The organism is Streptomyces sp. NPDC058326 (assembly GCF_042879855.1).
Lineage (GTDB): Bacteria > Actinomycetota > Actinomycetes > Streptomycetales > Streptomycetaceae > Streptomyces.
The window spans coordinates 99,132-123,718 of sequence record NZ_JBHVZO010000008.1 but is presented as its reverse complement, the minus strand read 5'-3'; the positions used below and the strand labels follow the sequence as shown (position 1 = coordinate 123,718).

Annotated in this window: 14 protein-coding genes; 9 read left to right on the top strand and 5 right to left on the bottom strand. The window is 72.0% G+C overall.

The window, feature by feature from the left end:
* Positions 1-267 precede the first annotated feature (267 nt).
* Positions 268-10,914 (top strand): LamG-like jellyroll fold domain-containing protein, encoded by a 10,647-nt coding sequence (locus ACFVYX_RS17250; protein WP_389682193.1) that lies wholly within the window; start codon positions 268-270, stop codon positions 10,912-10,914.
* Between the two features lie 111 nt (positions 10,915-11,025).
* Positions 11,026-12,042 (top strand): hypothetical protein, encoded by a 1,017-nt coding sequence (locus tag ACFVYX_RS17245; protein WP_389682192.1) that lies wholly within the window; start codon positions 11,026-11,028, stop codon positions 12,040-12,042.
* A 177-nt stretch (positions 12,043-12,219) separates the two neighbouring features.
* Here ACFVYX_RS17245 and ACFVYX_RS17240 read toward each other — a convergent pair whose 3' ends face one another.
* The gene (locus ACFVYX_RS17240) at positions 12,220-12,921 is read right to left on the bottom strand and encodes a hypothetical protein (protein WP_389682190.1); all 702 of its coding nucleotides are present in this window, start codon (positions 12,919-12,921) and stop codon (positions 12,220-12,222) included.
* Positions 12,922-13,105: 184 nt separating this feature from the next.
* Between ACFVYX_RS17240 and ACFVYX_RS17235 the strand changes: the two genes are divergently transcribed.
* The 4 genes from ACFVYX_RS17235 to ACFVYX_RS17220 all read left to right on the top strand — a co-directional run bounded on the left by ACFVYX_RS17235 (position 13,106) and on the right by ACFVYX_RS17220 (position 17,888).
* Entirely contained in the window at positions 13,106-15,154 is a 2,049-nt protein-coding gene (locus ACFVYX_RS17235; RefSeq protein WP_389682189.1) for an N-6 DNA methylase, read from the top strand.
* A 73-nt stretch (positions 15,155-15,227) separates the two neighbouring features.
* The gene (locus ACFVYX_RS17230) at positions 15,228-15,794 is read left to right on the top strand and encodes a hypothetical protein (RefSeq protein ID WP_389682188.1); all 567 of its coding nucleotides are present in this window, start codon (positions 15,228-15,230) and stop codon (positions 15,792-15,794) included.
* Complete coding sequence (locus ACFVYX_RS17225; RefSeq protein ID WP_389682187.1) at positions 15,791-17,368, top strand: protein kinase; 1,578 nt, start codon at positions 15,791-15,793, stop codon at positions 17,366-17,368. The genes ACFVYX_RS17230 and ACFVYX_RS17225 overlap by 4 nt, the downstream gene beginning before the upstream one ends.
* A 121-nt stretch (positions 17,369-17,489) precedes the next feature.
* Positions 17,490-17,888, top strand: coding sequence for a hypothetical protein (locus tag ACFVYX_RS17220; protein WP_389682186.1), 399 nt, complete (start codon positions 17,490-17,492; stop codon positions 17,886-17,888).
* A gap of 63 nt (positions 17,889-17,951) precedes the next feature.
* On the opposite strand, the gene ACFVYX_RS17215 is transcribed toward ACFVYX_RS17220, so the two are convergent.
* From ACFVYX_RS17215 to ACFVYX_RS17205, 3 genes are all read right to left on the bottom strand, one after another.
* Complete coding sequence (locus ACFVYX_RS17215) at positions 17,952-18,311, bottom strand: hypothetical protein (protein ID WP_389682185.1); 360 nt, start codon at positions 18,309-18,311, stop codon at positions 17,952-17,954.
* A complete protein-coding gene (locus tag ACFVYX_RS17210) occupies positions 18,308-18,931 on the bottom strand; it encodes an RNA polymerase sigma factor (RefSeq protein WP_389682184.1) in 624 nt (207 codons plus the stop codon). The genes ACFVYX_RS17215 and ACFVYX_RS17210 overlap by 4 nt, the downstream gene beginning before the upstream one ends.
* Before the next feature lie 75 nt (positions 18,932-19,006).
* Complete coding sequence (locus tag ACFVYX_RS17205) at positions 19,007-19,492, bottom strand: hypothetical protein (RefSeq protein ID WP_389682183.1); 486 nt, start codon at positions 19,490-19,492, stop codon at positions 19,007-19,009.
* 301 nt (positions 19,493-19,793) lie between these two features.
* Here ACFVYX_RS17205 and ACFVYX_RS17200 point away from each other — a divergent pair, with 301 nt between their 5' ends.
* Positions 19,794-20,396, top strand: a complete 603-nt coding sequence (locus ACFVYX_RS17200; RefSeq protein WP_389682182.1) for a GNAT family N-acetyltransferase — start codon at positions 19,794-19,796, stop codon at positions 20,394-20,396.
* On the opposite strand, the gene ACFVYX_RS17195 is transcribed toward ACFVYX_RS17200, so the two are convergent.
* Entirely contained in the window at positions 20,344-22,695 is a 2,352-nt protein-coding gene (locus ACFVYX_RS17195) for a YfhO family protein (protein WP_389682181.1), read from the bottom strand. The two genes, ACFVYX_RS17200 and ACFVYX_RS17195, sit on opposite strands and share 53 nt — an antisense overlap.
* A gap of 126 nt (positions 22,696-22,821) precedes the next feature.
* Here ACFVYX_RS17195 and ACFVYX_RS17190 point away from each other — a divergent pair, with 126 nt between their 5' ends.
* A complete protein-coding gene (locus ACFVYX_RS17190) occupies positions 22,822-23,850 on the top strand; it encodes a glycosyltransferase family 2 protein (protein WP_389682180.1) in 1,029 nt (342 codons plus the stop codon).
* Between the two features lie 80 nt (positions 23,851-23,930).
* The gene (locus tag ACFVYX_RS17185) at positions 23,931-24,575 is read left to right on the top strand and encodes a SurA N-terminal domain-containing protein (protein WP_389682179.1); all 645 of its coding nucleotides are present in this window, start codon (positions 23,931-23,933) and stop codon (positions 24,573-24,575) included.
* Positions 24,576-24,587: the final 12 nt, after the last annotated feature.

The following is a 24,587-nucleotide window of genomic DNA, read 5'->3' as shown; positions in this document are numbered from 1 at the left end:
CGCCCCCGGTCCCGGGGACGCACGGGGGGTGGGGGCGATCCGGAAGAGTTCCCTCCCTCAAGTAAAGGGAAGGTAAAAAGCTCTACCCTGGTGCGAACTGGTGAACCGTCATCGGGCAGGCTCGCGAAGCTTTGTAAGCATCGCATCAGTAAAGGCTGGCCCATGCGTATACGCCGGGTCCGTAGCCCTCGCCTGTTCCCACCGGGTCGCACCGGCAGACGCAGGCTGAGGGCTACGGCTCTTTCCGTACTCCTCTCGCTGTTCCTCATGCTCACCACCGAATCCGCGGTCGCCGCCGGCGTCACGCTCGGTTCGGTGCGCATGCCGCAGCTCTCCTTCTCGGGGCTCTGGAAGTGGCTCCACGAGAACCCGCTCGACACCCCTGACCAGCAGGGCGGCACGGCCCGTGGCAAGAGCCACCACGCCTCCGCCGACGCCACCAGCCTCGAAGGCGAGGCCGGCCGCAAGCCGGGCAAGGGCAAGGGCGAGCTCCCGCCGTTCGCGCGGGAGACCGACCGCCCCGGCACGTCGAAGACCGGCGCCGCCAAGGGCAACGCCAAGAGCTTCGACGCCCGCACCAGCAAGCGGGACGCGAAGAAGTCGACGGCGACGTCGGACTTCTACGTCAACGCCGACGGCTCCACCACCGTGCGCCACTTCCCCGGCCGCACGAACTTCAAGGGCACCGACGGGACCTGGAAGCCGATCGACACCCGGCTGACCGAGGACACCGACGGCCGCCTCCAGCAGCGCTCGAACTCCCTCGACGTGGAGTTCGCGCCCGACGCCGCCGACCGGCAGCTCGCCTCCGTCGACTTCGGCGCGGGGCGCTCGCTGGCGTACGCCCTGAAGGACGCCGCGAAGTCCGAGCCCGTCGTCGCGGCGAACGGCACGGTCACGTACGCGGACGTGCTGCCCGAGACCGACGTGCAGCTCGTGCCGCTCGCGGAGGGCTTCAAGGAGAACATCGTCCTGCGCTCGCCGCAGGCCGCGAACTCCTGGACCTTCCCGCTGGCCGTGAAGGGGCTCACGCCCCGCGTGGCCGCCGACGGCGACGTCGAGTTCACCGACGCGGACGGCAAGGTCACCGCGACCATCCCGCACGCGTACATGGAGGACTCCAGGATCGACCCGCGCTCGGGCGACCCCGCCCAGTCGCGGGCCGTGACCTACGAGCTCGTCACGGTGGACGGCAAGCCGGCCCTGCGGATGACCGCGGACCGCGCCTGGCTGGACGACCCGGCCCGCGTCTACCCCGTGACCGTCGACCCGACGGTGACCGCGTCGAACTCCACGTACACGCAGAACACCATCGGCGGCGACCACTCCACCGAGACCCAGATCAAGGTCGGCTCGTACGACGCGGGAACCAACAAGACGAACTCGTTCCTGCAGTTCTCCTCGCTCGGCACCACCCTCAAGGGCCAGCGGGTCACCGCCGCCACCCTGAACGTCTACGCGATCTGGTCCTCGACCTGCTCCGCCCAGTCGTTCTCGGTGCATCCGGTCACCCAGTCCTGGACCCCGTCGGGCGTCACCAGCTACCCCGGCCCGAGCTTCGGCGCGGCCATGGGCTCGGCGACCCCCGCCCCCGGAGCCTCCTGCTCCAACACGGGGAACTCGGCGAGCGTCGGCGTGAAGATGCCGGTGAGCCTGAACACGACCTGGTTCAACCAGGTCGCGGGCGGCGCGGTGAATTACGGTCTGGCGCTGACCGCGCCGACCGGTGACAACCTCCACTGGAAGAAGTTCCACTCGGACAACTCGGCGACCGCCGGCTTCCGCCCGGCCCTCGACCTGACGTACACGGCGAACACCGCGCCGCAGGTCAACGCCTCGTACCCGCCGCAGAACTTCCAGGCCAACACCCTCCAGCCGGAGCTGCTCGTCTACGCGAGCGACGCCGACAAGGGCCCGAACCCGCTGTCGTACACCTTCGAGGTCTACGACGGCACCACGCTCGTCGCCTCCTCCGGCGCTCTGACCAAGAGCAGCTGGAAGATCTCGGCGGGCAAGCTCAAGTGGTCGAAGAACTACGACTGGCTCGTCGGCGTCAGCGACGGCACGACGGAGATCGTCCACTCCAGCGGCTTCACCACCGCCGTCCCCCAGCCGCCCGTCACCTCGGGTCTGGCGCAGAACACCGACGGCCACGAGTTCGACCCGTCGGACGGCAACTACACGACCGAGGACACCGACGCCGACGTCCCCGTCATCGGTCCGTCCCTGGAGATCGACCGCTCCTACAACAGCCTCGACCCGCGGATCGACGGCGCCTTCGGCGCGGGCTGGTCGACGATCGCCGACATGAAGGCCACCGAGGTCAAGGACGGCGCCGGCACGGTCACCAGCGTGGTGATCACCTACCCCGGCGGTGAGCAGGTCGCCTTCGGCCGCAACACCGACGGCACGTTCGTGCCGCCGCTCGGCCGTTACGCGCGCCTGGAGACGGTGACGACCCCGGCCGCCGGCTACAAGCTGACGGACAAGGACTTCACCGCCTACTCGCTCACCCAGGCCACCGGAAAGGCCGGGACCTACGCGATCTCTGGCATCGTCGACTTCGCGGGCCGCGCCGAGACGTTCACCTACAACGCCTCGCGCCAGCTGACGAAGATCACCAACACGACGTCGAAGCGTTCGCTGACGCTCGCCTGGTCCACCCCGGCGGGCGCGACCGTGCCGCACGTCCAGACGGTCGCCACCGACCCGTCGACCGTGGGCGACGCCGCCACGGCCCAGACCTGGCAGTACGGCTACACCGGTGACCAGCTCACCAAGGTGTGCCCGCCGGCCGACTGGACCAAGTGCACGACGTACACGTACGCCACCGGCAACCACTACCGCACCACCGTCCTGGACGCCGACCCGTTCGCCTACTGGCGTCTCGGTGAGACCTCCGGCACCCTGGCCGCCGACGCGATCGACGCCAACCAGGGCCAGTACAACGGCACGTACAAGAACGTGACGCTCGGCGGGACGGGTCCCCTCGCGGGCTCCACCCAGAAGGCGGCCACCTTCAACGGCACCACCTCGTACGTGGAGATGCCGAGCGCCCCGGGCGCCACGCCGTCGTACACGTCGGTGTCGCTGTGGTTCAAGACGACCACGGCCGGCGGTGTCCTCTTCTACTACGGTGACAAGCCGCTGAGCGACCCCAACCCGGTCGCCAACACCACCAAGAACACCCCCGCGGTCTACGTCGGCATGGACGGCAAGCTGCGCGGCTGCCTCGCCATGTCGCCCGGCTGCATGTCGACGATCACGTCCACCGCGACCGTCACCGACGGCCAGTGGCACAACGCCGTCCTCACCGGTGTGGCCAACAGCCAGACCCTGTACCTGGACGGCGTCTCGCAGGGCTCCCTCGCGGGCACGATCAACGACTGGGTGCAGCCCTACATCACCCTGGGCGCGGGCGTGAACACCGACGGCTGGCCGTCGATGAACCCGAACGACCAGCTCGGGCACTTCACGGGCCAGATGGCCGAGGTGGCCGTCTTCTCCGAGCCGCTCGCCGCGTCCGTGATCTCCACGCAGTACCAGGCCGCCAAGCGGTCCGCCGGACTGCTCAAGACGATCACCACCCCGGGCGGCAAGACCCAGGCCTCGGTCGTCTACGGCACCACCGACGACCTGGTCCTGCAGGCCACCGACGGCAACGGCGGTACGTGGAAGCTCAACCCGGCCACGATCACCGGCTCCTCGCAGGTCTACCGCTCCGCGGTGATGGGGACCGCCCCGGCCGGCTACTGGCGCCTGGACGACACCCAGGCCGCGGCCCAGGCCGCCAACCAGGTCAACACCGGCTTCGGCACCTACAACAACGTCACCCAGGGCGCGGAAGGCCCCTTCGGCGCCGACGACGTGACGGCGGCGACCTTCGACGGGACGAGCTCCTTCGTGGAGATCCCGTACGGTCCGCTGCACGCCAAGCCCGACCGCTCGGTCGAGCTCTGGTTCAAGACCGCCGAACCCGGCGTGATCATGAGCGACCAGAGCGTCGCTCCGAACAGCACCACCACCCCCACCGGCAGCTGGAGCGACCTGCTCTACGTCGGCGCGGACAACAAGCTGCACGGCCACTGGTGGAGCTCCACCTGCAACGGCAACGCCACCCTCGGCTCCACGAGCACGGTCACGGACGACAAGTGGCACCACGCCGTCCTGTCGGCCGCCGGCACCACGCAGACGCTCTACCTCGACGGCGTCAAGCAGGGCACCTGCACCGGCGCCCCGAACGACCAGACGACCTCGCGGACGTTCATCGGCGCGGGCTTCAGCAACTGGTACAGCTCGCCGGGCGCCGTCAGCTACTTCACCGGCTCCATCGCCGAGGTCGCGGTCCACTCCAAGGGCCTGACCGAAGCCGACGTCGCCACCCACTGGTCCGCCTACAAGGCGTCCTCCGGGATCGCCCCGGTGCGGACGGTCAAGCTGACCGACCCCACCAACAAGACGCTGACCTACGTGTACGACGCGGAGATGGGCAACCGCCTGCTCGCCGCGATCGACACCGAGGGCAAGCGGACCACCTACGGCTACGACACGGGCGGCTTCCTGCACACCGTGACCGACGCCAACGGCAACCGCTCCATCACCGGCCACGACGTGCGCGGCAACGCGGTCTCCCAGACCACCTGCCAGGACACCAAGGCCAACAAGTGCGCGACGGAGTACTACACGTACTTCCCGGACGCGACCACCGTGCTGCCGCCGATGGACCTGCGCAACGACCTCGTGCTCACCGAGCGCGACGGCCGTTCCTCCGGCCCCACGGACAACACGTACAAGACGTCGTACAGCTACGACACCGGGGGCAACCTGCTCTCGGTGACGACCCCGCCGGTGCCGGGCCACCCCAACGGGCGGACCGCCACCACGACGTACACGACCGCCACCACGCCGGCGTTCGAGGGCGGCACCGCGACGGTGCCCGCCGGTCTCGTGGCGACGGTGACCACGGCCGGCGGAAAGAAGACCTCGTACACGTACTACGCCAACGGTGACCTCGCGGAGATCACCGACGCCAACGGCGCCAAGGCGCGGTACACGTACGACAACATCGGCAGGCAGATCAGCAAGACCGAAATCTCCGACGCCAACCCCGCGGGCGTGACGTCCTCGCAGACGTACGACAAGAACGACCAGGTCGTCACCGACACCGACGCCAAGGTCACCAACCGGGTCACCGGCGCGGTGCACCAGGCGAGGACGACGACGGCCTACGACGCGGACGGCAACATCCTGTCCCAGACCGTCACCGACCTCAGCGGTGGTGACACGGCACGCACGACGTCGATGACGTACGACGCGTACAACCGGATGGTGACCAGGACGGACCCGGGCGGCGACACCACGTCGTTCGAGTTCGACGCCTACGGCAACAAGGTGAAGGAGACGGACCCCGCGGGGACCGTCAACGTCTACACCTTCGACGCCGAGCAGCGGCCCCTCACCACCAGCCTGCTGAACTACACGGGCGACCCGTACAACCCCTCGCCGCCGACGACCCTCGTCCAGGAGTCGCGGGCGTACGACCCGGCGGGTCGCCTCGCGTCCATCACCGACGCCATGGGCTGGGTGACGGCGTACACCTACACCGACGACGGCCTGTCGGCCACCGTGGTCCGCAAGGACCCGCAGAACGGCAAGTCGTTCACGGAGCAGGCGAACAGCTACGACGCCGCCGGCAACCTGATCGAGCAGATCACCGACGACGGCCAGTCGCGCACCACCTTCACGGTGGACGCCGCCGACCGCACGACCATGTCCGTCCTCGACCCGAACGGGCTCGCCAGGACCAGCAAGGTCGGATACGACCCGGACGACAACGTGGTGACCGAGTCGGAGTACGACCCGGCGACGGGCGACACCTCCACCACGGACACCCGCTACGACCACCTGGGCAACGTCACGGGCACCACTGTCCACGACGGCACCACCGCCCCGGTCTCCCGCTACAAGCTGGACGAGACGACGGGCTTCGGCCTGGCCGACTCCTCCGGCGGCAACAACAGCGGTACCCACGGCACCGGCATGCACTGGAGCACCGACCGGAGCGGCAGCGCCGCCTTCGACGGTGACGTCAACTCCTGGGCGCAGGCCTCGGGCCCGGCCGTGAACACGGCGGGCAGCTTCACGGTCTCCGCGTGGGCCAAGCTGTCCGACCTGACCACGGGCCGGACGGTCCTGTCCCAGGACGCCGGCAGCGTGTACGGCTTCGTGCTGTACTACGCGGCCAACACCGGCTGGGCGTTCGCCCGACCGCGCTCGGACGCGCTGCCCCTCGCCTACGACCGGGCGGTCTCCGCCCCGTCGGCGGCGGTCGCCGGAGCCTGGACGCACCTGGTCGGCATGTACGACGCCCAGGCTTCCAAGCTGCGCCTGTACGTCAACGGCACGCTCGCCCAGGAAGTCGCGGTCAGCGGCAACTGGGAGGCGACCGGTCCGTTCCAGATCGGCCGTCACAAGATGGGCGCCGGGAACTACGACTACGAGTTCAAGGGCGGCATCGACGACGTCCAGGTCTACTCCGAGGCACTGACCGCGGCGCAGGTCACCGCCGTCAAGGGCGGCACCCTGCCGGCCGCGGGCAGCTCTGTCCGCTCCACCACGTGGAAGCTGGACCAGCGCGGTCTGCCCGTCCAGATGAAGGACGAGGTCGGCAACACCACGGACTACGGCTACGACGAATCGGGTCAGCAGACCTCCGTCACCGAGCCCGCAGTGAACGCCGAGCAGAACGGCGGGGCCCCGGTCTCCGTCCGCCCCGTCTCCATGACCGGCTACAACACCTTCGGCGAGCCGACCGAATCCTCGGACGCGCTCGGCAACGTGACGGTGACGGCCTACGACGCCGAGGGCCAGGAGACCTCCACCACCTCGCCCGACTACGTGGCGCCGGGGGCCACCACCCCGATGCGGGCGACGTCCTGGAACGAGTACAACAAGCTCGGCCAGGTCACCGCGGAGATCGACCCGCTCGGCAACCGCACCACCTACACCTACACGCAGCTCGGCGACCTGGCCTCGGTCACGGAACCCGGCGGCGGCACCACCCGGTACACCTACGACACCAACGGTGACCAGCTCTCTGCCACGCGTCCGAACGGCGCCCGGCAGGAGACCACCTGGGACTACCTGGAGCGGCCGGTCACCAGCACGGACATCGTGCGCCAGCCGACCCAGCGGGCGTACACGGACATCAACGAGTACAACGCCCCGGGCGGCGAGCTGTCCCGGACGGTCTCCGCGACCGGAGTCACGGAGTCGTACAAGTACAACTCCGTGGGCGAGGTCATCGAGACCACCGACGGGGCCGGAAACACCTCCCGCTTCACGTACGACATGGACGGTCAGGTCCTCACCTCGACGGACCCGGACGGCACCAGCACCCGCAACACCTACGACGGGTTCGGGCAGCTGGTCGCCACGAGCGACCTGGACGCGCAGGGCAACGTGCTGCGCACCAGCTCCTCCACGTACGACCGCATGGGCAACCCGGTCACGCTGACGGACTACCGCGGTCACACGAAGACCTTCACGTACGACGCGACGGGTCTCGTCACGAAGCTGGTGGAGCCGGTATCGGCGACGGAGTCGATCACCACGACGTACGGCTACGACGTCGCCGGCAACCTCACCCGCTTCACCGACGGACGGGGCAACCCGTTCATCACCACGTACAACACGTGGGGCATGCCCGAGTCGACGGTCGAACCGTCGACGCCGTCGCATCCGGACCTCGCGGACCGGACGTTCACCGCGGTGTACGACGCGGCGGGCCGTGCCAAGGAGATGCGCTCGCCGGGCGGAGTGAGCGTCTCCTACGAGTACGACGTGAAGAGCCGTCTCGTGCGGCAGTCGGGTCACGGTGCGGAGGCCGCCACGGTCGACCACACCTACGACTACGACGCGGACGACCAGATCACGGCCGTCGCGGGTGCCGGTGACACCAAGAACACCTTCTCCTACGACGACCGCGGTCTGCTCCTGTCGGCCTCCGGCCCCTCCGGCTCCTCGTCCTTCGCCTGGAACGGCGACGGCGCGATGACCTCGCGGACGGACGCCTCGGGAGCCTCGACGTACGGCTACGACACCGCCGGCCGACTCAAGACCGTCAACGACGGCGCGACCGGCACGACGGCCACGTACGCCTACGGCGTCAACAACGAGGTCACGTCGATCGACTACGGCTCCGGCAAGTCGAAGCGCAGCTTCGGCTACGACTCCCTGCAGCGACTCACCAGCGACAAGCTGGTCTCGCCGACGGGCAAGGAGCTGGCCTCCACCACCTACGGCTGGGACGCCAACGACAACGAGACCTCCAAGATCACCAAGGGGGTCACGGGCGCCACGACCAACACGTACACGTACGACTGGGCCAACCGTCTGACGTCCTGGAACAACGGGACCACCACGGAGGCCTACGGCTACGACGGGTCCGGCAACCGGACCCGCGTGGGCGGAGACACGTACACGTACGACGCCAGGAACCGGCTCACGTCCGACGGCCACAGCTCCTACGCCTACACCTCGCGCGGCACCATGAGCTCGGTGACGGACGAGGGCGGCCGGACGACGCAGGTGAAGGCGGACGCCTTCAACCGGGTCATCCAGGAGGGCGACCGCACCTACGCCTACGACGGCATGGACCGGTTGCTCACCGCCAAGGACGAGACCGGCGCGGCCGTCCACACCTTCCAGTACAGCGGCGCCGGCAACGACGTCGCCTCGGACGGTGTGACGTCCTACAGCCGCAACGCCGACGGCTCGCTGGTCGGCGTGAAGACCCCCGTGTCGTCGGTGCTCGCCCTGACGGACATGCACGACGACGTGGTGGCGCAGTTCACCGCGACGGGTGAGGCGCTGACCGGCTCGACCGCGTATTCGCCGTTCGGCAAGGTCCTGGGGACCTCCGGGATGCTCGGAGCGCTCGGCTACCAGTCGGGCTGGACCGACCCGGAGACGTCCAAGGTCAACATGGCCGCGCGCTGGTACTCGCCGCAGACCGGCCAGTTCAACAGCCGTGACACGGTCGCCACCGGCGGTGTCCCGAACTCCATCGGGGCCAACCGCTACGCGTACGCGAACGGCAACCCGCTGACCGGTGTCGACCCGACGGGTCACTGGTTCGAGTGGGCCAAGAAGGCCGTCAAGAAGGTTGCCAAGAAGGTCAAGAAGACCGTCAAGTCGGCCTACAAGAAGGCGAAGGCCACGGTCAAGAAGGCCGCGAAGGTCGTCAAGCGGGCGGCGAAGGCCGTCAAGCGGGCCGTCAAAAAGGTGGTCAAGCGGGCGAAGAGGGCCGTCAGAAAGGCCGTCAGGTATGTCGCCGACAGCGTCAAGAAGGTCAAGAGATACGTCAAACGCACCTATAAGCGGGTCAAGCGCTACGTCCACAAGGTCGTCAAGCACGTCAAGAAGACCGTGCGGAAGGTCGCCAAGGCGGTCAAACACGTAGCCAAGAAGGTGGTGAAGGCGGCCAAGAAGGTCGGCAGAGCCGTCAAGAAGGCGGCGAAGGCGACAGCCAACTTCGTCAAGCAACACGCCTCGACCATCGCCTCGGTCGCCGTCGGCATCGCCGTCTTCGCGGGCTGCACGGCGATCACGGCCGGTGTGGGCGCCATCGGCTGCGCCGCTCTTGCGGGAGCCGCGGGCAACGCCGTCGGTTACGCGATGAGCGACGGCCCGAAGACGCTCGGCGGCTTCGCCATGGCCGTCGGCGTCGGCGCGCTCACCGGCGCGGTGGGCGGCGTGGGCGGCAGGCTCGCGGCGAACGCCGCGGGGAAGCTGATGTCCGGGACGATGGGCAAGATCGTCTCCGGCGCCGCCGAGGGTGCCGCCGAGGGCGCGGCGACCGGCGCGGTCGAGTACGGCACCTCCTGCGTCAGGAGCGAGGAGGGCTGCAGCGTCGCCGGCGCGGCGAAGGCCACGGCCATCGGCGCGGGCATGGGCGGTGTCTTCGGAGCCGCGGCCTCGAAGGGCGGTGGCTGCCACAGCTTCACCGGCTCGACGGCCGTGGTCCTCGCCTCGGGCAAGACCAAGCCGATCAGCCAGGTGAAGACCGGCGACAAGGTCCTGACCTCCGAGCCCGGCAAGAAGGGCAAGGAGACGCACGAGGTCACGAAGGTCCACGTCACGGACCACGACCGTGACTACGTGACGGTGACCGTCAAGACCGCGAGCGGCGAGAAGAAGCTGCAGACGACGGCGCTCCACCAGATCTACGACGCGTCCACGAACACGTGGAAGCGCGCCATGGAGCTGAAGGGCGGCGACCGCCTGCAGACGGCCGACGGCTCCTCCGCCGTGGTCGTGAACACCCGGATGTACGCCGACACGGCCATCACGTACGACCTGACCGTGGCCGGTCTCCACACGTACTTCGTGGTGGCGGGCGACGCGGCGCTCCTGGTCCACAACTGCAACGCCAAGGCGAAGCAGGACCAGTTCGCGTGGGGCGGCCAGGTGCGCTACCGCGGCCTGGACGACCTCGGGCGTCCGCAGGGCATCGACGCCTCCGTCACGCCCAACATGCTGGACAAGGGCTCCCCGGCCGGTAAGACCCGGACGCCCGGCTGGCGGGGCAACGGCACCGACTTCAACGAGGCGCGCGGCCATCTCCTCGCCGGTCGCCTCGGCGGCGCCGGAAAGGGCAAGTACGCCCGGAGGAACCTGGTCACCCTGACACAGGATCCGGTGAACAGCCCGCTGATGCGCGACCTGATCGAGGCGCCCATCTACAACGCGGTGAAGAAGGGCGAGAGCGTTCAGTACTCGGTGAAGCCCGTCTACGCGGCAGGCAATCCGATCCCGATCCGGCTGGAGTTCGAGGCCTTCGGCAACCGGGGGTTCCAGCTGAGCGGATTCTTGGACAATCCGGCCGCCGGGGTACGGACGCCGGTGAGGTGACACACGGATAGGAGGCAGTAGGAGGCAGGAGGAGGAAGAAGGGCCTCCCCTCCCATGAGACTGGGCGCAGCAGGTACTAACCTGTTGCGCCCAGACTGTTTGAGGAGCTCCATGACCCGCACGACCCCGCCCCGTCCGGCCGACGTCGAAGCTCTGTTCCCGGAACTCGCGGGGTACCGGGCGACGGCGACGCGGCTGCACCCCAGGCCCGGGGCCCCCGGCGTCGGGGACAGTTCGGTGGGTGGCCCCTTCCTGTGGCCGGCGGACGAACCGTGGCCGGTGTGCACGGAGCCGCACCGGCGCCGGTACGGTGACCGGACCGAGGACGTGCGGACCACGCGCCGCATCCTCGCCGAGGCATGGGGCCGGACGCCCGCGCCCGGAGCCCAGCCGGGGCCGACGGCGGAGGAGGGGGAGCTCCTGAGCTCCTTCAAGCGCGGGCGTCACGCCCCGTGGCTGGAGGACACCGACCCCATCCCGCTGATGGCTGTGGCGCAGCTGTACCGCCGGGACGTGCCGGGACTCGGCGGCCCGGCCGACCGGGACCTGCTTCAGCTGCTGTGGTGCCCGTTCGACGCGCATCACGGGAAGCACGAGCCGGCCGTACAGCTGCGGTGGCGCGTCGCCGCCGAGGTCGGCGCGGTGCTGGCCGACCAGCCCGAGCCCGTGGTGGTCGGCTCCGAGGGCTACGTCCCCTCGCCGTGCGTCCTCGACCCCGAGACCGTGGTCGAGCACCAGGACTTCGACCTGCTGCCGCCGGAGCTCCAGGCCCGTATCGAGGAGTGGGAGGGCGACGAGGAGGACCAGGACGAGGACTCCGTCCTGTACTGGTCCGACCTGTCGGTCGCCCCGGGCTGGAAGGCGGGCGGGTTCGCCGCCTGGAACTCCACGGACGCGGGCCCCGTGACCTGCGCCTGCGGCTCGGCGATGGACCTGCTGCTCACGGTGGCGAGCAGCGAATGGGACGGCGGCAGCCGCAGCTGGATCCCGCTGGAGGACCGGGCCACGGCCGACGTGATGGACGCGAACATTCCGACGCACGTCACGGTCGGCCGCTGGGGTTCGATGAACGTCTTCGTCTGCCCGGCCGACGTGGAACACGCTCCGCGGTACTTCTTCCAGGGCTGAGGACTCCCGCCGGCCGGTCAGAGGTGCCGAGTCGTCGAACGCTCCCGGCGTCCGGACCGAGGCGGAGGGGCCGGACGGCCCGGAGCGGGAGCGGAACGCGGGATGGCGGTACTGGTCGACCATCTCGAAGCGTGGTTCTGTTCTCCGTTCCTGGCGCGCCCCCCTGTCCGGGAGGCGTCAGCCCGCCTTCACCCAGTCCCCGCAGCCCGAGGACTTGAAGTAGGCGTCCTTCGCCGTGACCTTCACGATCGCCGTGCCCGTCACGTTGTCGTTGGCGAGGATCGAGTCCGTGCCGTGGCTCGCGTCCTTCGTGCGCTCCCAGTAGCACTCGGCGTCCTTGTTGCCCGTGGACTTGTACGTGCCGGGGGCGATGTCGACGCCCACCTTGAACATGCCGCCGTCGCCCTTGAGCGTGGTGCCCGACGGGGTGCCCGTCGCCTTCGGGTCGACCGCCTCCCACGTTCCGCAGCCGGCGGACTTGAAGAGCTTGTCCGAGGCCTTGATCTCGACGTAGGCGGTGCCCGTCACGTTGTCGTTGGCGAGGGTCGAGTCGAGCTCCCCCGAGGCGTCCTTCGCACGCTCCCAGTAGCACTCGGCGTCCTTGTTGCCCGTGGAGCGGTAGAGGCCGGGCTTCGCGTCGGTGCCCACCTCGAAGTCCCCGTCGCCGTCGATCGTGACGGCCTTCTTCTCCGGGGCCTCCGGGGCCTTCTTGTCGCCGCCCTGCTTCGCGGGCTGCTCCTGCTTGGCGCCGGCCCGGGGGGACTCGCTGTCGCCGCCCCCGCCCATCGCCGCGCCGATCACGATGACGGCGACGATCGCTCCGGCGCCGGTGAGGACCTTGTGACGGGCGAACCAGTTGCGCTGCTGCTGCTGAGACATGGCTGTGGCACCTTCCGGGCGCTGTGAGGACTCTGTGTGAGGACTCCGTGTTTCGATGACGTAATCACAGCAGAGACTGTGAACCGAGTCAACAGCGTTCACGGGATTTGAGTTCACTCACGCCGTGAACTGGTGTGAGCGGTAGGCTCGGTGTGTTCACACACGTACGAGGGGAGTCGGACAGGTGCCCGAAGAGAGCGCGACAGAGGTCACCGCCGCCGGTATCGCCCGGCTGGCGGGAGTCGGCAGGGCCGCCGTCAGCAACTGGCGCCGCCGCCACGCCGACTTCCCCCGGCCCGTCGGCGGGACGGAGACCAGCCCCTCCTTCGCCCTCGGCGAGGTCGAGCAGTGGCTCCGCGACCAGGGCAAACTCGCCGAAGTGCCGCTCCGCGAGCGCGTCTGGCAGCAGCTCTCCGGCCACCCCGCCGGCACCGTCGCCGCGCTCGTCCACACCGGCTGCCTCCTGCTCCTCCTCCGCGAGCGCCCCCGTGCCTGGGTCGCGCTGGCCGCGCTCCCCGACGACCGGCTCGCCGGGGTCCTGCCCGAGGCCCTCGAAGAGGTCCTCACCGGCCGCTTCGGCCTGCCGAGGGCCGTCCGCACCCCCACCGCCGCCGAGACCGTCCCCGCCGTCCCCCTGCTCCGAGCCGCGGCCGAGCTGTCGGCCGAGCTGGGAGGCGCGCGCCAGGCCTTCGAGTTCCTGCTCGGTCGTCACCTGGACGCCAACCCCCGCCAGTACACGCTCACCCCGCCCCCGCTCGCCGAGCTCATGGCCGAGCTGGCCGCCGCCGCGGCCCCCGAAGGCCACCCCCTCGCCACCGTCGTCGACCCGGCCTCCGGCACCGGCGGCCTGCTGCGCGCCGTCCCGCATCCCACCGCTCTGTACGCCCAGGACACCGACCCCGACCTGGCCGCGCTCACGGCCCTGCGGCTCGCCCTCCACGGTGACGCCGACATCCGCTCCGCCACCGCCGACACCCTCCGCGCCGACGCCTTCCCGCGTCTGGCCGCCGACGCGGTCCTGTGCCACCCGCCGTTCAACGAGCGGACCTGGGGCCACGACGAACTCGCCTACGACCCGCGCTGGGAGTACGGCTTCCCGGCCCGCACGGAATCCGAACTGGCCTGGGTGCAGCACGCCCTCGCCCGGCTCCGTGACGGCGGGACCGCGGTCCTCCTCATGCCGCCCGCCGTCGCCTCCCGCCGCTCCGGCCGCCGGATCCGCGCCGACCTCCTGCGCCGCGGCGCGCTCCGCGCCGTGATCGCCCTCCCGGCCGGCGCCGCGCCCCCGTACGGCATTCCGCTCCACCTCTGGGTCCTCGTCCGGCCCGGCGGGGACCAGCGGCCCCCGGCGGAGACCCTGTTCGTGGACACCGCCGGGCTCGTCCCGGACGCCGGCCGCGACAAACTGCCCTGGCCGACCCTCAGGAACACGGTCCTCGACGCCTGGGCGGGACGGGGCGGCGAGGAGTCCGTGGCCCGCGCCGTCCCCGTCATCGAACTCCTCGACGACGAGGTCGACCTCGCCCCCGCCCGCTACCTCACGGCCCCCGCCGCCGGCGGCACCGCCCCCGAACTCGCCACGGTCCGCGAGCGCCTCGACGAGACGCTGCGCCGCACCCGGGGCCTCGCCCCCACCCCCGTCCCCGCTCGCTCAGGGCCCCGCCCCCTCACGACCGTCGGCGAACTGGCCCGCACCGGCGCCCTCCAGCTCCGCACCGGCGGCTCCGGCACGGCGCCCGAGGGCGGTGACGACGTCCCCGTCCTCACCGAGCACGACGTCCTGTCCGGCGGCGCCCCCTCCGGCACCCTTCCCGGCGGCGGCCCCGCCGAGGAGCCCGTTCTCGTCGCCGAGGGCGACGTCGTCGTGCCCGTCCTCGGCGGCGGCTCCGTGACCCGGGTCGTGGACGCGGCCACCGCGGGCGCCGCCCTCGGCCGCAACCTCCAGCTGCTGCGGCCCGATCCGGCCGCTCTCGACCCCTGGTTCCTCGCCGGATTCCTGCGCGGCACGGCCAACAACCGGCAGGCCAGCAGCTTCGCGTCGACCGCGACCCGGCTCGACGTGCGCCGCCTCCAGCTGCCCCGGCTGCCCCTCGCCGACCAGCGCCGCCACGGCGCCCACTTCAAGTCCCTCGCCGAGTTCGAGGAGGCCCTGCGGCTCGCCGCCCGCCTGGGCGAACAGCTGGTACAGGGCCTGTACGACGGTCTCGCCGACGGAAGCGTGGAACCCGGGTGACGGCAGAGGCGTGGAGCCCGGGCGGTGACCGTCATACTCTCTTAGCCTGATCATCCGTCTGGGGGAGCGTCGTATGTACGGTCAGGTGCCCACACCCCCGCCGGCACGGGCTACCGGCCCGTCGGCGGCCACGATCACCGTCCGCGTGCTCATCACGGTCCTGGTCGTCCTCTCCCTGGGCTTCCTCGCGTGGGTGGCGATGCTCCGGATCGCGATCATGCGGCGCTCCGGCCGTGACTGGGCGCTCTTCTGGGTCCATCTGGCCTTCAACATCGCCTGTGTGGTGCCGCTGGAGCAGCGGTTCGCCGGTACGTGGATGAACACCGCGGGCATGGTGGTCCTGCTCGTCCAGATGGCGGTCGTGACCTGCTACTTCCTGGTCGTCGACATCCGCCACCACCAGCCCGCGCCGGTCGTGATCATGGTCCCGCCGCCGCCGGTGCGGCCGCCGTACCCGTACCGGCCGACCGGTCACGTGCCGGCGCCCCAGCCGCCCACCGCGCCCCAGCCGTTCATCGCGCCCCAGCTGTTCACCGCCCCCCAGCCGCCCGCCGCGCCCCGCATCGACCAGGTTCGCGCCGAGCTCGACGAGCTGAGCGACCTCCTCCGCACCCACAGAGAGGACGACGGACGGCCGTGAACGGACGTGTCATCGGCGGGCGTTACGAGCTCGCCACCGTCATCGGCCAGGGCGGCATGGGCCAGGTCTGGACGGCGTACGACGGAAGGCTCGACCGCCGGGTCGCGGTGAAGCTGCTCCGGCCGGCCACCATGACGGGCCCCGCGACCGCCGCCGAGGAGCTGCGGCGCCGCTTCGTGCGGGAGTGCCGGGTGACCGCGCACGTCGACCACCCGGGGCTCGTCACCGTGCACGACGCCGGCAGCGAGGGCGACGACCTGTATCTCGTCATGCAGTACGTGGAGGGCGCGGACCTCGCCGACCATCTTGCCGAGCACGACCCGTACCCCTGGCCGTGGGCGGTCTCCGTCGCCGCGCAGCTCTGCGCGGTGCTCGCCGCCGTCCACGCCGTACCGATCGTGCACCGCGACCTCAAGCCGCGGAACGTGATGGTCCGCCCGGACGGATCGGTCGTCGTCCTCGACCTGGGCGTGGCCTCCGTCCTGGACGCGGACACCACCCGGCTCACCCACACCGGCTCGCCCATCGGCAGCCCCTCGTACATGGCGCCCGAGCAGGCCATGGGCGGCGCCGTCGGCCCGTCCACCGACCTGTACGCGCTCGGTGTCGTGCTCCACGAACTCCTCAGCGGCACCGTGCCGTTCGCCGGGTCCACCGCGCTCGGCGTCCTCCACCGGCACCTTTACGAGCCTCCCGTACCGCTCCGGCAGCTGCGGCCCGAGGTGCCCGAGGCCCTCGAAGCGCTGGTCCTCCGGCTCCTCGCCAAGGACCCGCGGGAGCGTCCGTCCGGCGCGCACGAGGTGTACGAGCACCTGCTGCCGCTGCTCCCCGCGCGCGGGGCCCCGGCGGGACCGATGGACCCGACCCGGCCGTTCCTCCGCCCGCACGCGCCCTGGCCGGACCGCCCGGCGGCGTACCCGCAGGCCGCCGTGCCCACCGCTCCCTCGCCCGCCGTCGTCCCCGTCTCCGCCCCTGTCGCCGCGCCGGTTCCGGTGCCGGGGCCGACCCCGCCGGCCGCCCGCCCCGACGTCGCCGCCGCCGTCGACGAGGTCAAGCGGCTGCTGGGGGAGGGCTCGCTCACCCAGGCCGTGGACATCCTCGGCGGAATCCTGCCCGCGGCCGCGGCCGAGCACGGCGAGCGTTCGCCGGTCGTCCACATCCTGCGCAAGCAGTACGCGTCGACGCTCATGGACGACGGTCAGTACCGGCGCGCCCTGCCGGAGTTGCGCCGGCTGGCGGCGGACCGCGACGCGGAGGCGGGCCCGGCCGATCCGCAGGCCCTGCAGTTCCGGTACGACGCGGCGCTCTGTCTTGAGCAGCTGGGGGAGACGGCCGCCGCGCTCACGGAGTTCCGCGCGGTCCTGCCGTACTACGAGCGGGATCTCGCCCGCGCCTTCGACATCCGGCAGCGGATCGGGCTGCTCCTCGTGGCGGCGGGCGAGCACGCGGCGGGGCAGGACCAGCTCCAGCGGCTGCTGCTCGACGCGGAGCGCGCGTACGGCCCGTATCACCCGCTTCCGGTGGACTTGCGGCGTGTGCTCGAACACCAGCGGCAGCTGGGGCCGCGCTCCTGACGTGTGGACAGGATTACGACTCGGCAAACGATCAGGAAGTGGATCTTCATGATCCGTTTTGCCTGTTTTGGCGCATGTAACGTTCGCGTCTGATCATGTCCGCGCTTACAAGGAACCTCTCATGACGACGCCGTCCGCGCCCCCCGCCCCCGAGCAGCCCGCCGCCGCCGAGCAGCCCGCCGCCCCCGCGAAGAAGGGCGGCCGCCTCCTCAAGAAGGTCGGCGGAGTCGTCGTCGCGATCATCGTCGCCCTCGCCGTGAAGTTCGGCCTCCCGCACCTCACCGGCGACGCCCCCGTGCACGCCCAGGCCGGCGAGTGCGTCACCGTGACCGGTCCCGACAACGACCCCAAGGTCGACACCACGGACTGCTCCTCCGGGAAGCCCGACCTCTTCAAGGTCGTCAAGGTCATCGACGGCACCTTCGACGTGAACCAGTGCGGCGCCGAGCTCTCCGCGCTCGCGCAGCAGCTGAACTCGGACAAGTTCGTCCTCTGCCTCGAAGAGGTCGCCGCGAAGTAGTCGCGCGCCTCCCGAAAGGGCCGGAACCCCTCCACGGGGGTTCCGGCCCTTTCCCGTAGGGGGTCACGGCCGCCCGAGGTCCCCCGGCGTCGCGGGTTCGGGATGCGCCACGGAGGGGGCGGCCGGGTGCGGCGTGGGCGCTGTCACCGGCCTGCTGACGTCCGGGCTGCGGGCGGGGGGCACGGGAACCGGCTCGGCCGGGCCGCCGGGCGCCAGGACGAACAGGTACGCGGCGGCCGCGGCGGCGGCCCCGCCGAGCGCGGCGAAGGCGAGGCCCCGCACCCGGCGCAGCCCCCGGTCACGCCCCTCGGGCGGCACACCGGGGCGCAGGTCGCGGTAGGTCACGAGGGCGGCGCGGGCGGCGAACGCGGCGCGCAGCCGGTCCTCTGTGGCGGACGGGGACTCCTCGGACCTCGGTCTCATCGGCCCGCCTCCAGCTTCTTCTCCAGGGCCTCGAGGGCGCGGCTCGCGGTGGACTTCACCGTGCCGCGCGAGAGCCCGAGCGTCTCGGCGATCTGCGCCTCGGTCAGTTCGGACCAGTAGCGCAGCACGAGCACCTCGCGCTGGCGACGGGTCAGCCCCGCGAGCGCGTCGAGGACGCGCCGGTGTTCCTCGGCGAGCAGCAGCCCCTCGTCGACGGGCGCCCCGGCGCCGGGGTGCGGCGGGGTGTACGCGCGCGCGGTGCGGCGCCTGCGCAGTACGGAGCGGGCCGCGTTGACCACGGCGGTGTGCAGATAGGCGCCCGGGTCCTGGAGCCCGTGGAGGGAGGTGCCGTACGTCCGGCACACGGCGGCGAACGCGTCCTGGACGACATCCTCCGCGGTGGGGAGGTCGTCGACGAGGAAGAGCGCCAGCCGCACCATGTCGAGCCGCCGCGCCCGGTACAGCTCGGTGAGCGTGGGCGGCGGTTCCTGCCCGTGGGACGGGCCGACGGTCCGCAGGTGACGCTCCCGTGCCGGCGCGGCCCCGGTCCGGGAGGACAGCCGGGCGAGCAGCCGGGACCACAGGGGCGGCGGTGCGATGGCGGGTATGGCGTACGACAACTGCGGTCCTCACTCGTCGCGGGAGGCGCGGCCGGGCCGGTCCGCGGGAGCCGGCCCGGCCGCACCTCCGTGGTGCTACTTCCCGACGCCGGTTCCGGGCGCGATCACCCGGGGCGTGGCCTCGGCCGGTGCGGGTGCCGGTACGGGCCGGGCGGCGGGCTCGACGGCCGGCGCGGGCGTGGCGGTCGGGTGCGCGTCGGCGGGGACGGGCATGGGCGCGGCGGTCGGCCGTGCGTCGGCGGGCACGGGCATGGGTGCGGCGGTGGGCCTGGCAGGGGCGGGCGCGGGTGCCGGTGTGTCGGCGGGCCTGGCGGCGGGCGCCGGTGCGGCAGAGGGCCTGCCCGCGTCGACGGCCTTCGTGGCGGGCGCCGGGGCCGGTGCGTCGGCCGGTGACGCGTCGGCCGCGTCCGCCTGGGGCGCGGCCGGGGCGGGCCTGGGGGCGGAGTCGGAGTCGGCGGCGGCCTGGGCGGCGAAGCCGCCGCCGAGGAGCAGCGCGACACCGGCGACGACGCCCAGGACCCGGGGGCGGGGACGGAGATTCCGCTTGGCGTGGCTGGACATGGGTTCTCCCGAGGAAGGGGGACGGGTACACGGTCTGAAGGGCGCCTTCACCCCACCAGACGTGCGTCACCCCCCGAGGTTGCGATCCGGGCCGGAAAAGTTCCGACGAGCCGGCGGCTCCATCGGCCGGGACGAACCCGTCGCCGCCGTCACCGGCGCCCTGAGGCGCGAAAGAGCCGCTCGTGCGCGGAGTGATCGACGAACCGGCGAACCGGCGAACCGGCGAACCGACGGCCGCCGAACCGACGGCCGCCGGCCTCCCGAAGGCCGTCCAAGGGCCTCCGGCTGCCAGGATGTCGACGTGACAGCGTCCCTCCCCACCGCGCCCCTCCCCACTGCGTCCGTACGGACCGCCCGGCTCGACCTCGTGCCGCTCGCCGTCGCGCACGCCGAGGAGATGGCCGGGGTCCTCGCCGACCCCGCCCTGCACACCTTCACCGGCGGCGCCCCGCTCCCCGTCTCCCGACTGCGCGCGCGGTACGAGCGGCTGGTCGCCGGCTCGCCGGACCCGGCCACGGTCTGGGCGAACTGGGTCGTCCGGCTCCGGGCCGAGGACCGGCTGACCGGGACCGTGCAGGCGACCGTCACCGGCGGCGGGCGGGTCGCGGAGGTCGCGTGGGTGATCGGCACGGACTGGCAGGGGCGGGGGATCGCCCGGGAGGCGGCCGAGGGCCTCGTCGGACTGCTGCGGGAACACGGCGTCCGCACCCTCGTGGCGCACGTCCACCCGGACCACGCGGCCTCCGCGGCCGTCGCCCGCGCCGCCGGCCTCACCCCGACGGACATCGTGGAGGACGGCGAGATCCGCTGGGAGCGGCGCCGAGACGCGGAGGTCGTGGACGGCGACGCGGTCAGCGTGCCCGGCCCGCCCGGTGAGGCCCGGGGGCCCCGGACTCATCCCTGACGGGCCGCCCGGGCGCCCTCCTCGCGGCCAGGACCCGGCCGAGGAGCAGCAGCGCCGCCGTCGCCGCCGCCGTCAGTCCTGCCCGGAGGCCCGGTGGCCGGAAGGCGCAGTCCAGCACCGTGGTGCCGGGACGGACGTCGACGGCGAGGAGACCGCCGTACGAGGTCGCGCGGGCGCCCTCGCAGTGCCAGCCCGCGATCCGGGGGGCCGCCACGACCGCCGTGCCCGTCGTGCCGGGCGGAAGGCCTGCCCGTATGCCGTCCGAGGTGACGTGGACCGAGGGTGCCGCTCGGGCGCGGAGGGCCGCGACCGCCGTACGCAGCCGGTCGTGGTCCAGGCAGCCGAGCTCGCCGGGGCCCGGGAGGACCGGCCTCACGCCGGGGCCCGGCTGTGTGCCGAGGGACGTCAGGGCCGCCCGCCGTTTCGGCTGCCCGCCGAGGAGCCGGGTCTCGCGGTCGCCCAGGCGGGCCGTGCCCGTCGCGTCCGGGGCCCAGAGGAAGACCTCGGTGCCGACCGGGCAGGCGCCCGCGCGCGGAGCCCCGTAGACCCGCGCGCCGAGGAGGAGTTCCTGGTTGCGGAAGGGCGACGGGCCGTAGACCGGGGCGGGCCCCGGGGGCCGTACCGTCACCAGCGGCAGATACGTCTCCGTACGGACGACCGTGCCGTCCCGCCACCGTGCCCCCACCCCGAACAGCGCGTCCGTCACCGGGTTGTCCAGGCTCAGCAGGTTCCGGCCCCGCGAGGTCCAGCCCCCGCCGAGCGCGGTGAGCGTCTCCGTCAGGACCGCGGGGGTGTGGCTGGAGTAGTACGCGGCGCCCTGGCCGCCGAGCAGCAGCGGATCGTTGCCCGCGACCCGGGGCAGCCCCGCGTCCGTGCGGTAGGCGGGCCAGCCGTCCGCCGCGGCCAGGGCCGCCGCGCGCCGCTCCTGCTCCGCGCCGAGCGGCGGATAGTCGTCGAGCCGGGCGAGCCGCTCCCGGTCCGCGTACGCGGTCGTCGCCGCCGACTGGCCGAGCAGCGTCCCGACGACAAGCAGCGCGCCGAGCACCCCGTACCGGCCCCGCGCCGGCAGCAGCAGCGCGCCCGCCACCGCGGCGAGGCCCGCGCCCGCGAACAGCAGTGCCCAGCCGGTGAGGAAGGGGCTGGCCGACGCCCCGGCCGTCAGGGCCACGACGACCGCCGTCCCGCCGAGCAGGGACCGGCGGTCCGGGGGCCCGTGGGTGAGGCCCGTCCAGGCGGCGACGACGAGGACACCGGAGAGGACGAAGGTCTGCCGGTACGGGCTGCCGTTCGGCGTGGCGAAGGCATGCCACAGGAGGTGCGTCGGCCCCCACTGCATCGAGGCGGTGACCGCCACGCACAGGCCCGGCCACAGCCACCGCTCCCGCCCCGGCACGTCCCGGCGGAACAGCAGCGCGCCCGTGAGCAGCAGGACCGCCGTGCAGACGAAGGCCGCCGGGGTCGCGAAGCTGTACGTCACCGGGAGCAGCCGGGCCAGCAGGTCGGTGAGGGGCGCCGGGTCGAACTCCCGGACCAGGCCCGGGTGGGCGTGCCGGGAGCCGAGGAACACGGGGACGAGGACGGGGGCCGCGAGGCCCGCCCCGAGGCCCGCCGTCACCCCCGCCCGCAGCAGGGTCCGTACCCGGAAGGAGTCCGTCACCGCCAGGCGGACGAGGAGGACGAGCGCCGCGCCCAGGGTCGCCATGTACGCCGTGTAGAAGTTGGCCGTCCAGCAGACCGCGACCACCAGCGTCCCGAGGAGCGGCCGCCGGCCCTCCCGTACCCACTCGCCCACCAGGCAGAGCAGCGGGAAGGCGATCAGGCCGTCCAGCCACATCGGGTTGTACGTGCCCTCCGCGAGCGACCAGCCGCACAGCGCGTACGAGGCGCCCAGGACCGCCGCCCACCACCACACGCCCGGGCCGAGCCGGCGCAGCAGGAACGTCATGGCCGCCGCCGCGGCCGCCGTCTTCAGGACGGTCACCGCGTACACCGCGTACTCGATGTCCCCGCGCGGGAGGAGGGCGACCAGCGGGGCGAAGGGGCTCGACAGATAGGTGCCGTAGTCGGGGAGGAAGCTCGTGCCCCAGCCCGCCCGCCAGTCGAGCAGGAGCCCGCCGTCCGCCCGGCCGCGCAGCAGGTCCCACAGGTGGGCGTGGAACGGCACGAACTGGTTCGCGAGGTCGTTGACGGCCCGGTGGCGCGGCCCGAAGGGGAAGACCCGGGCGGCGGCGTCCCCGCCGCAGACGGCCGCCACGGCGAGGAAGGCGGAGAGAAGGAAGGAGCGCGTGGTGTTCGGCATGACGGCTCGAATATGCCAGCGAACGGCGGGGAGAAACCGGGCACGGCCACCCAGTTCATTCAATGGTCGCCTGAAGGCCATCCCCGTGGACCGGCCGGGTCACCGCGCTCCGTTGTCGTGGTCCGCGTGCTGCTATCGATCGTCGTCCCGTGCTTCAACGAGGAGGACGTCCTCGCCCGCTTCCACGACCGTGTGACCGACGAACTCGCCGGAACCGACGGCGAGTTCGAGATCGTCTACGTGGACGACGGAAGCCGGGACGGGACCCTCCCGCTTCTCCGGGAGCTCGCCGCGCGCGACCCGCGCCACGTCCGCTACGTCTCCTTCAGCCGCAACTTCGGCAAGGAGGCGGCGATGCTGGCCGGGCTCCGCACCGCCGCGGGCGACGCCGTCGTGATCATGGACGCCGACCTCCAGCACCCGCCGGAGCTGGTGCACCGCATGATCGCGCTGCACGCCGAGGGGTACGACCAGGTCGTCGCCCGCCGCACCCGCGAGGGCGACCGCGTCACCCGCACCCTCACCGCCCGCCTCTACTACCGGGCGATCAACCGGCTCGTCGACGTCGAGCTCGTCGACGGCGTCGGCGACTTCCGGCTCCTGTCCCGCCGTACCGTCGACGCGGTCCTCGGCCTCGGCGAGTACAACCGCTTCTCCAAGGGCCTCTTCTCCTGGGTCGGCTTCCGCACCACGACGTTCTCCTACGAGAACGCCGTCCGCGAGCAGGGCCGCTCCAAGTGGACCTTCGGCAAGCTCCTCAACTACGGCCTCGACGGACTCCTCTCCTTCAACAACAAGCCGCTGCGGGCCGCCGTCCACCTCGGGTTCCTCCTCGTCCTCGTCGCCCTCGGCTACGCGGCGTGGATCGTCGTCGACGCCCTCGCCAACGGCGTCGACACCCCCGGCTACGTCACCCTGCTCGTCGCCGTCACCGCCCTCGCCGGCGTCCAGATGGTGATGGTCGGACTGATCGGCGAGTACGTCGGCCGCATCTACTACGAGGTCAAACGGCGGCCCCACTACCTGGTGCAGGAGACACACGAAGGGGCCCACGCGGGGACACGCGAGGGACGTGAGGGGCCCGAGACGGGCATGGTGCGGGCCGACACCCGGCGTACGGGTGAGTCGTTGTGGGAAACAGTCGCACCGAAGTAGTGGCTCCGGCCCCGGCGACTCCCTACCATCGATCACCGCAAGGTCGTTCCACTGACGCACGACCAGCCCGGGAGGCTCCTTTGCACCGCCGCACTGCGCTCACCGTCTCCGCCGCGCTCCTCGCCGCGGCCCCGCTGCTCACCGCCTGTGGCAGTGACGCCCACCCAGGAGCGGCGGCCGTCGTCGGCGGTGAACGGATCGACGTCTCCAGCCTCCAGGCCCAGGTGAAGGACGTACGCACCGCACAGGAGCGCTCGCCGCAGGCCGCCCAGCTCGTCCAGGCCACCGGCGACCTGCCCCGCCGCAAGCTCAACGTCATGATCTTCGACCGGGTCGTCGACAAGGTCGCCGCGGACAACGGCGTCACCGTCACCCGCGCCGAGCTCCAGCAGACCAGGACCGCGTTCGTCCGCGAGAGCGGCGGCGAGGACCGGCTCGCCACCGCCCTCCTCCAGGAGCAGGGCGTGGCCCCCGGCCAGATCGACGACGTCGTCCGCCGCAACGTCCTCATGAACAAGATCGCCGCCAAGCTCGGCGTCACGGACACCCCCGAGGGCCAGAAGAAGCTGACGGACGTCTTCTCCGCCGCGTCCAAGGCCCTCGCCATCGACGTCAACCCGCGCTACGGCGCCTGGGACGACGCCCAGGTCCGGCTCTCCGCCACCACCGCCCCCTGGCTGCGCCGGATCAGCCAGGACCCGGGGGCCCTCCCGGCCGGTGCCTGAGGGCGGGTAAGT

Bases quoted from the DNA above. Each gene is read 5' to 3' on its own strand.
- ACFVYX_RS17250 (WP_389682193.1), top strand. From the start codon at position 268: ATGCTCACCACCGAATCCGCGGTCGCCGCCGGCGTCACGCTCGGTTCG.
- ACFVYX_RS17245 (WP_389682192.1), top strand. From the start codon at position 11,026: ATGACCCGCACGACCCCGCCCCGTCCGGCCGACGTCGAAGCTCTGTTC.
- ACFVYX_RS17240 (WP_389682190.1), bottom strand. From the start codon at position 12,921: ATGTCTCAGCAGCAGCAGCGCAACTGGTTCGCCCGTCACAAGGTCCTC.
- ACFVYX_RS17230 (WP_389682188.1), top strand. From the start codon at position 15,228: ATGTACGGTCAGGTGCCCACACCCCCGCCGGCACGGGCTACCGGCCCG.
- ACFVYX_RS17220 (WP_389682186.1), top strand. From the start codon at position 17,490: ATGACGACGCCGTCCGCGCCCCCCGCCCCCGAGCAGCCCGCCGCCGCC.
- ACFVYX_RS17215 (WP_389682185.1), bottom strand. From the start codon at position 18,311: ATGAGACCGAGGTCCGAGGAGTCCCCGTCCGCCACAGAGGACCGGCTG.
- ACFVYX_RS17205 (WP_389682183.1), bottom strand. From the start codon at position 19,492: ATGTCCAGCCACGCCAAGCGGAATCTCCGTCCCCGCCCCCGGGTCCTG.
- ACFVYX_RS17195 (WP_389682181.1), bottom strand. From the start codon at position 22,695: ATGCCGAACACCACGCGCTCCTTCCTTCTCTCCGCCTTCCTCGCCGTG.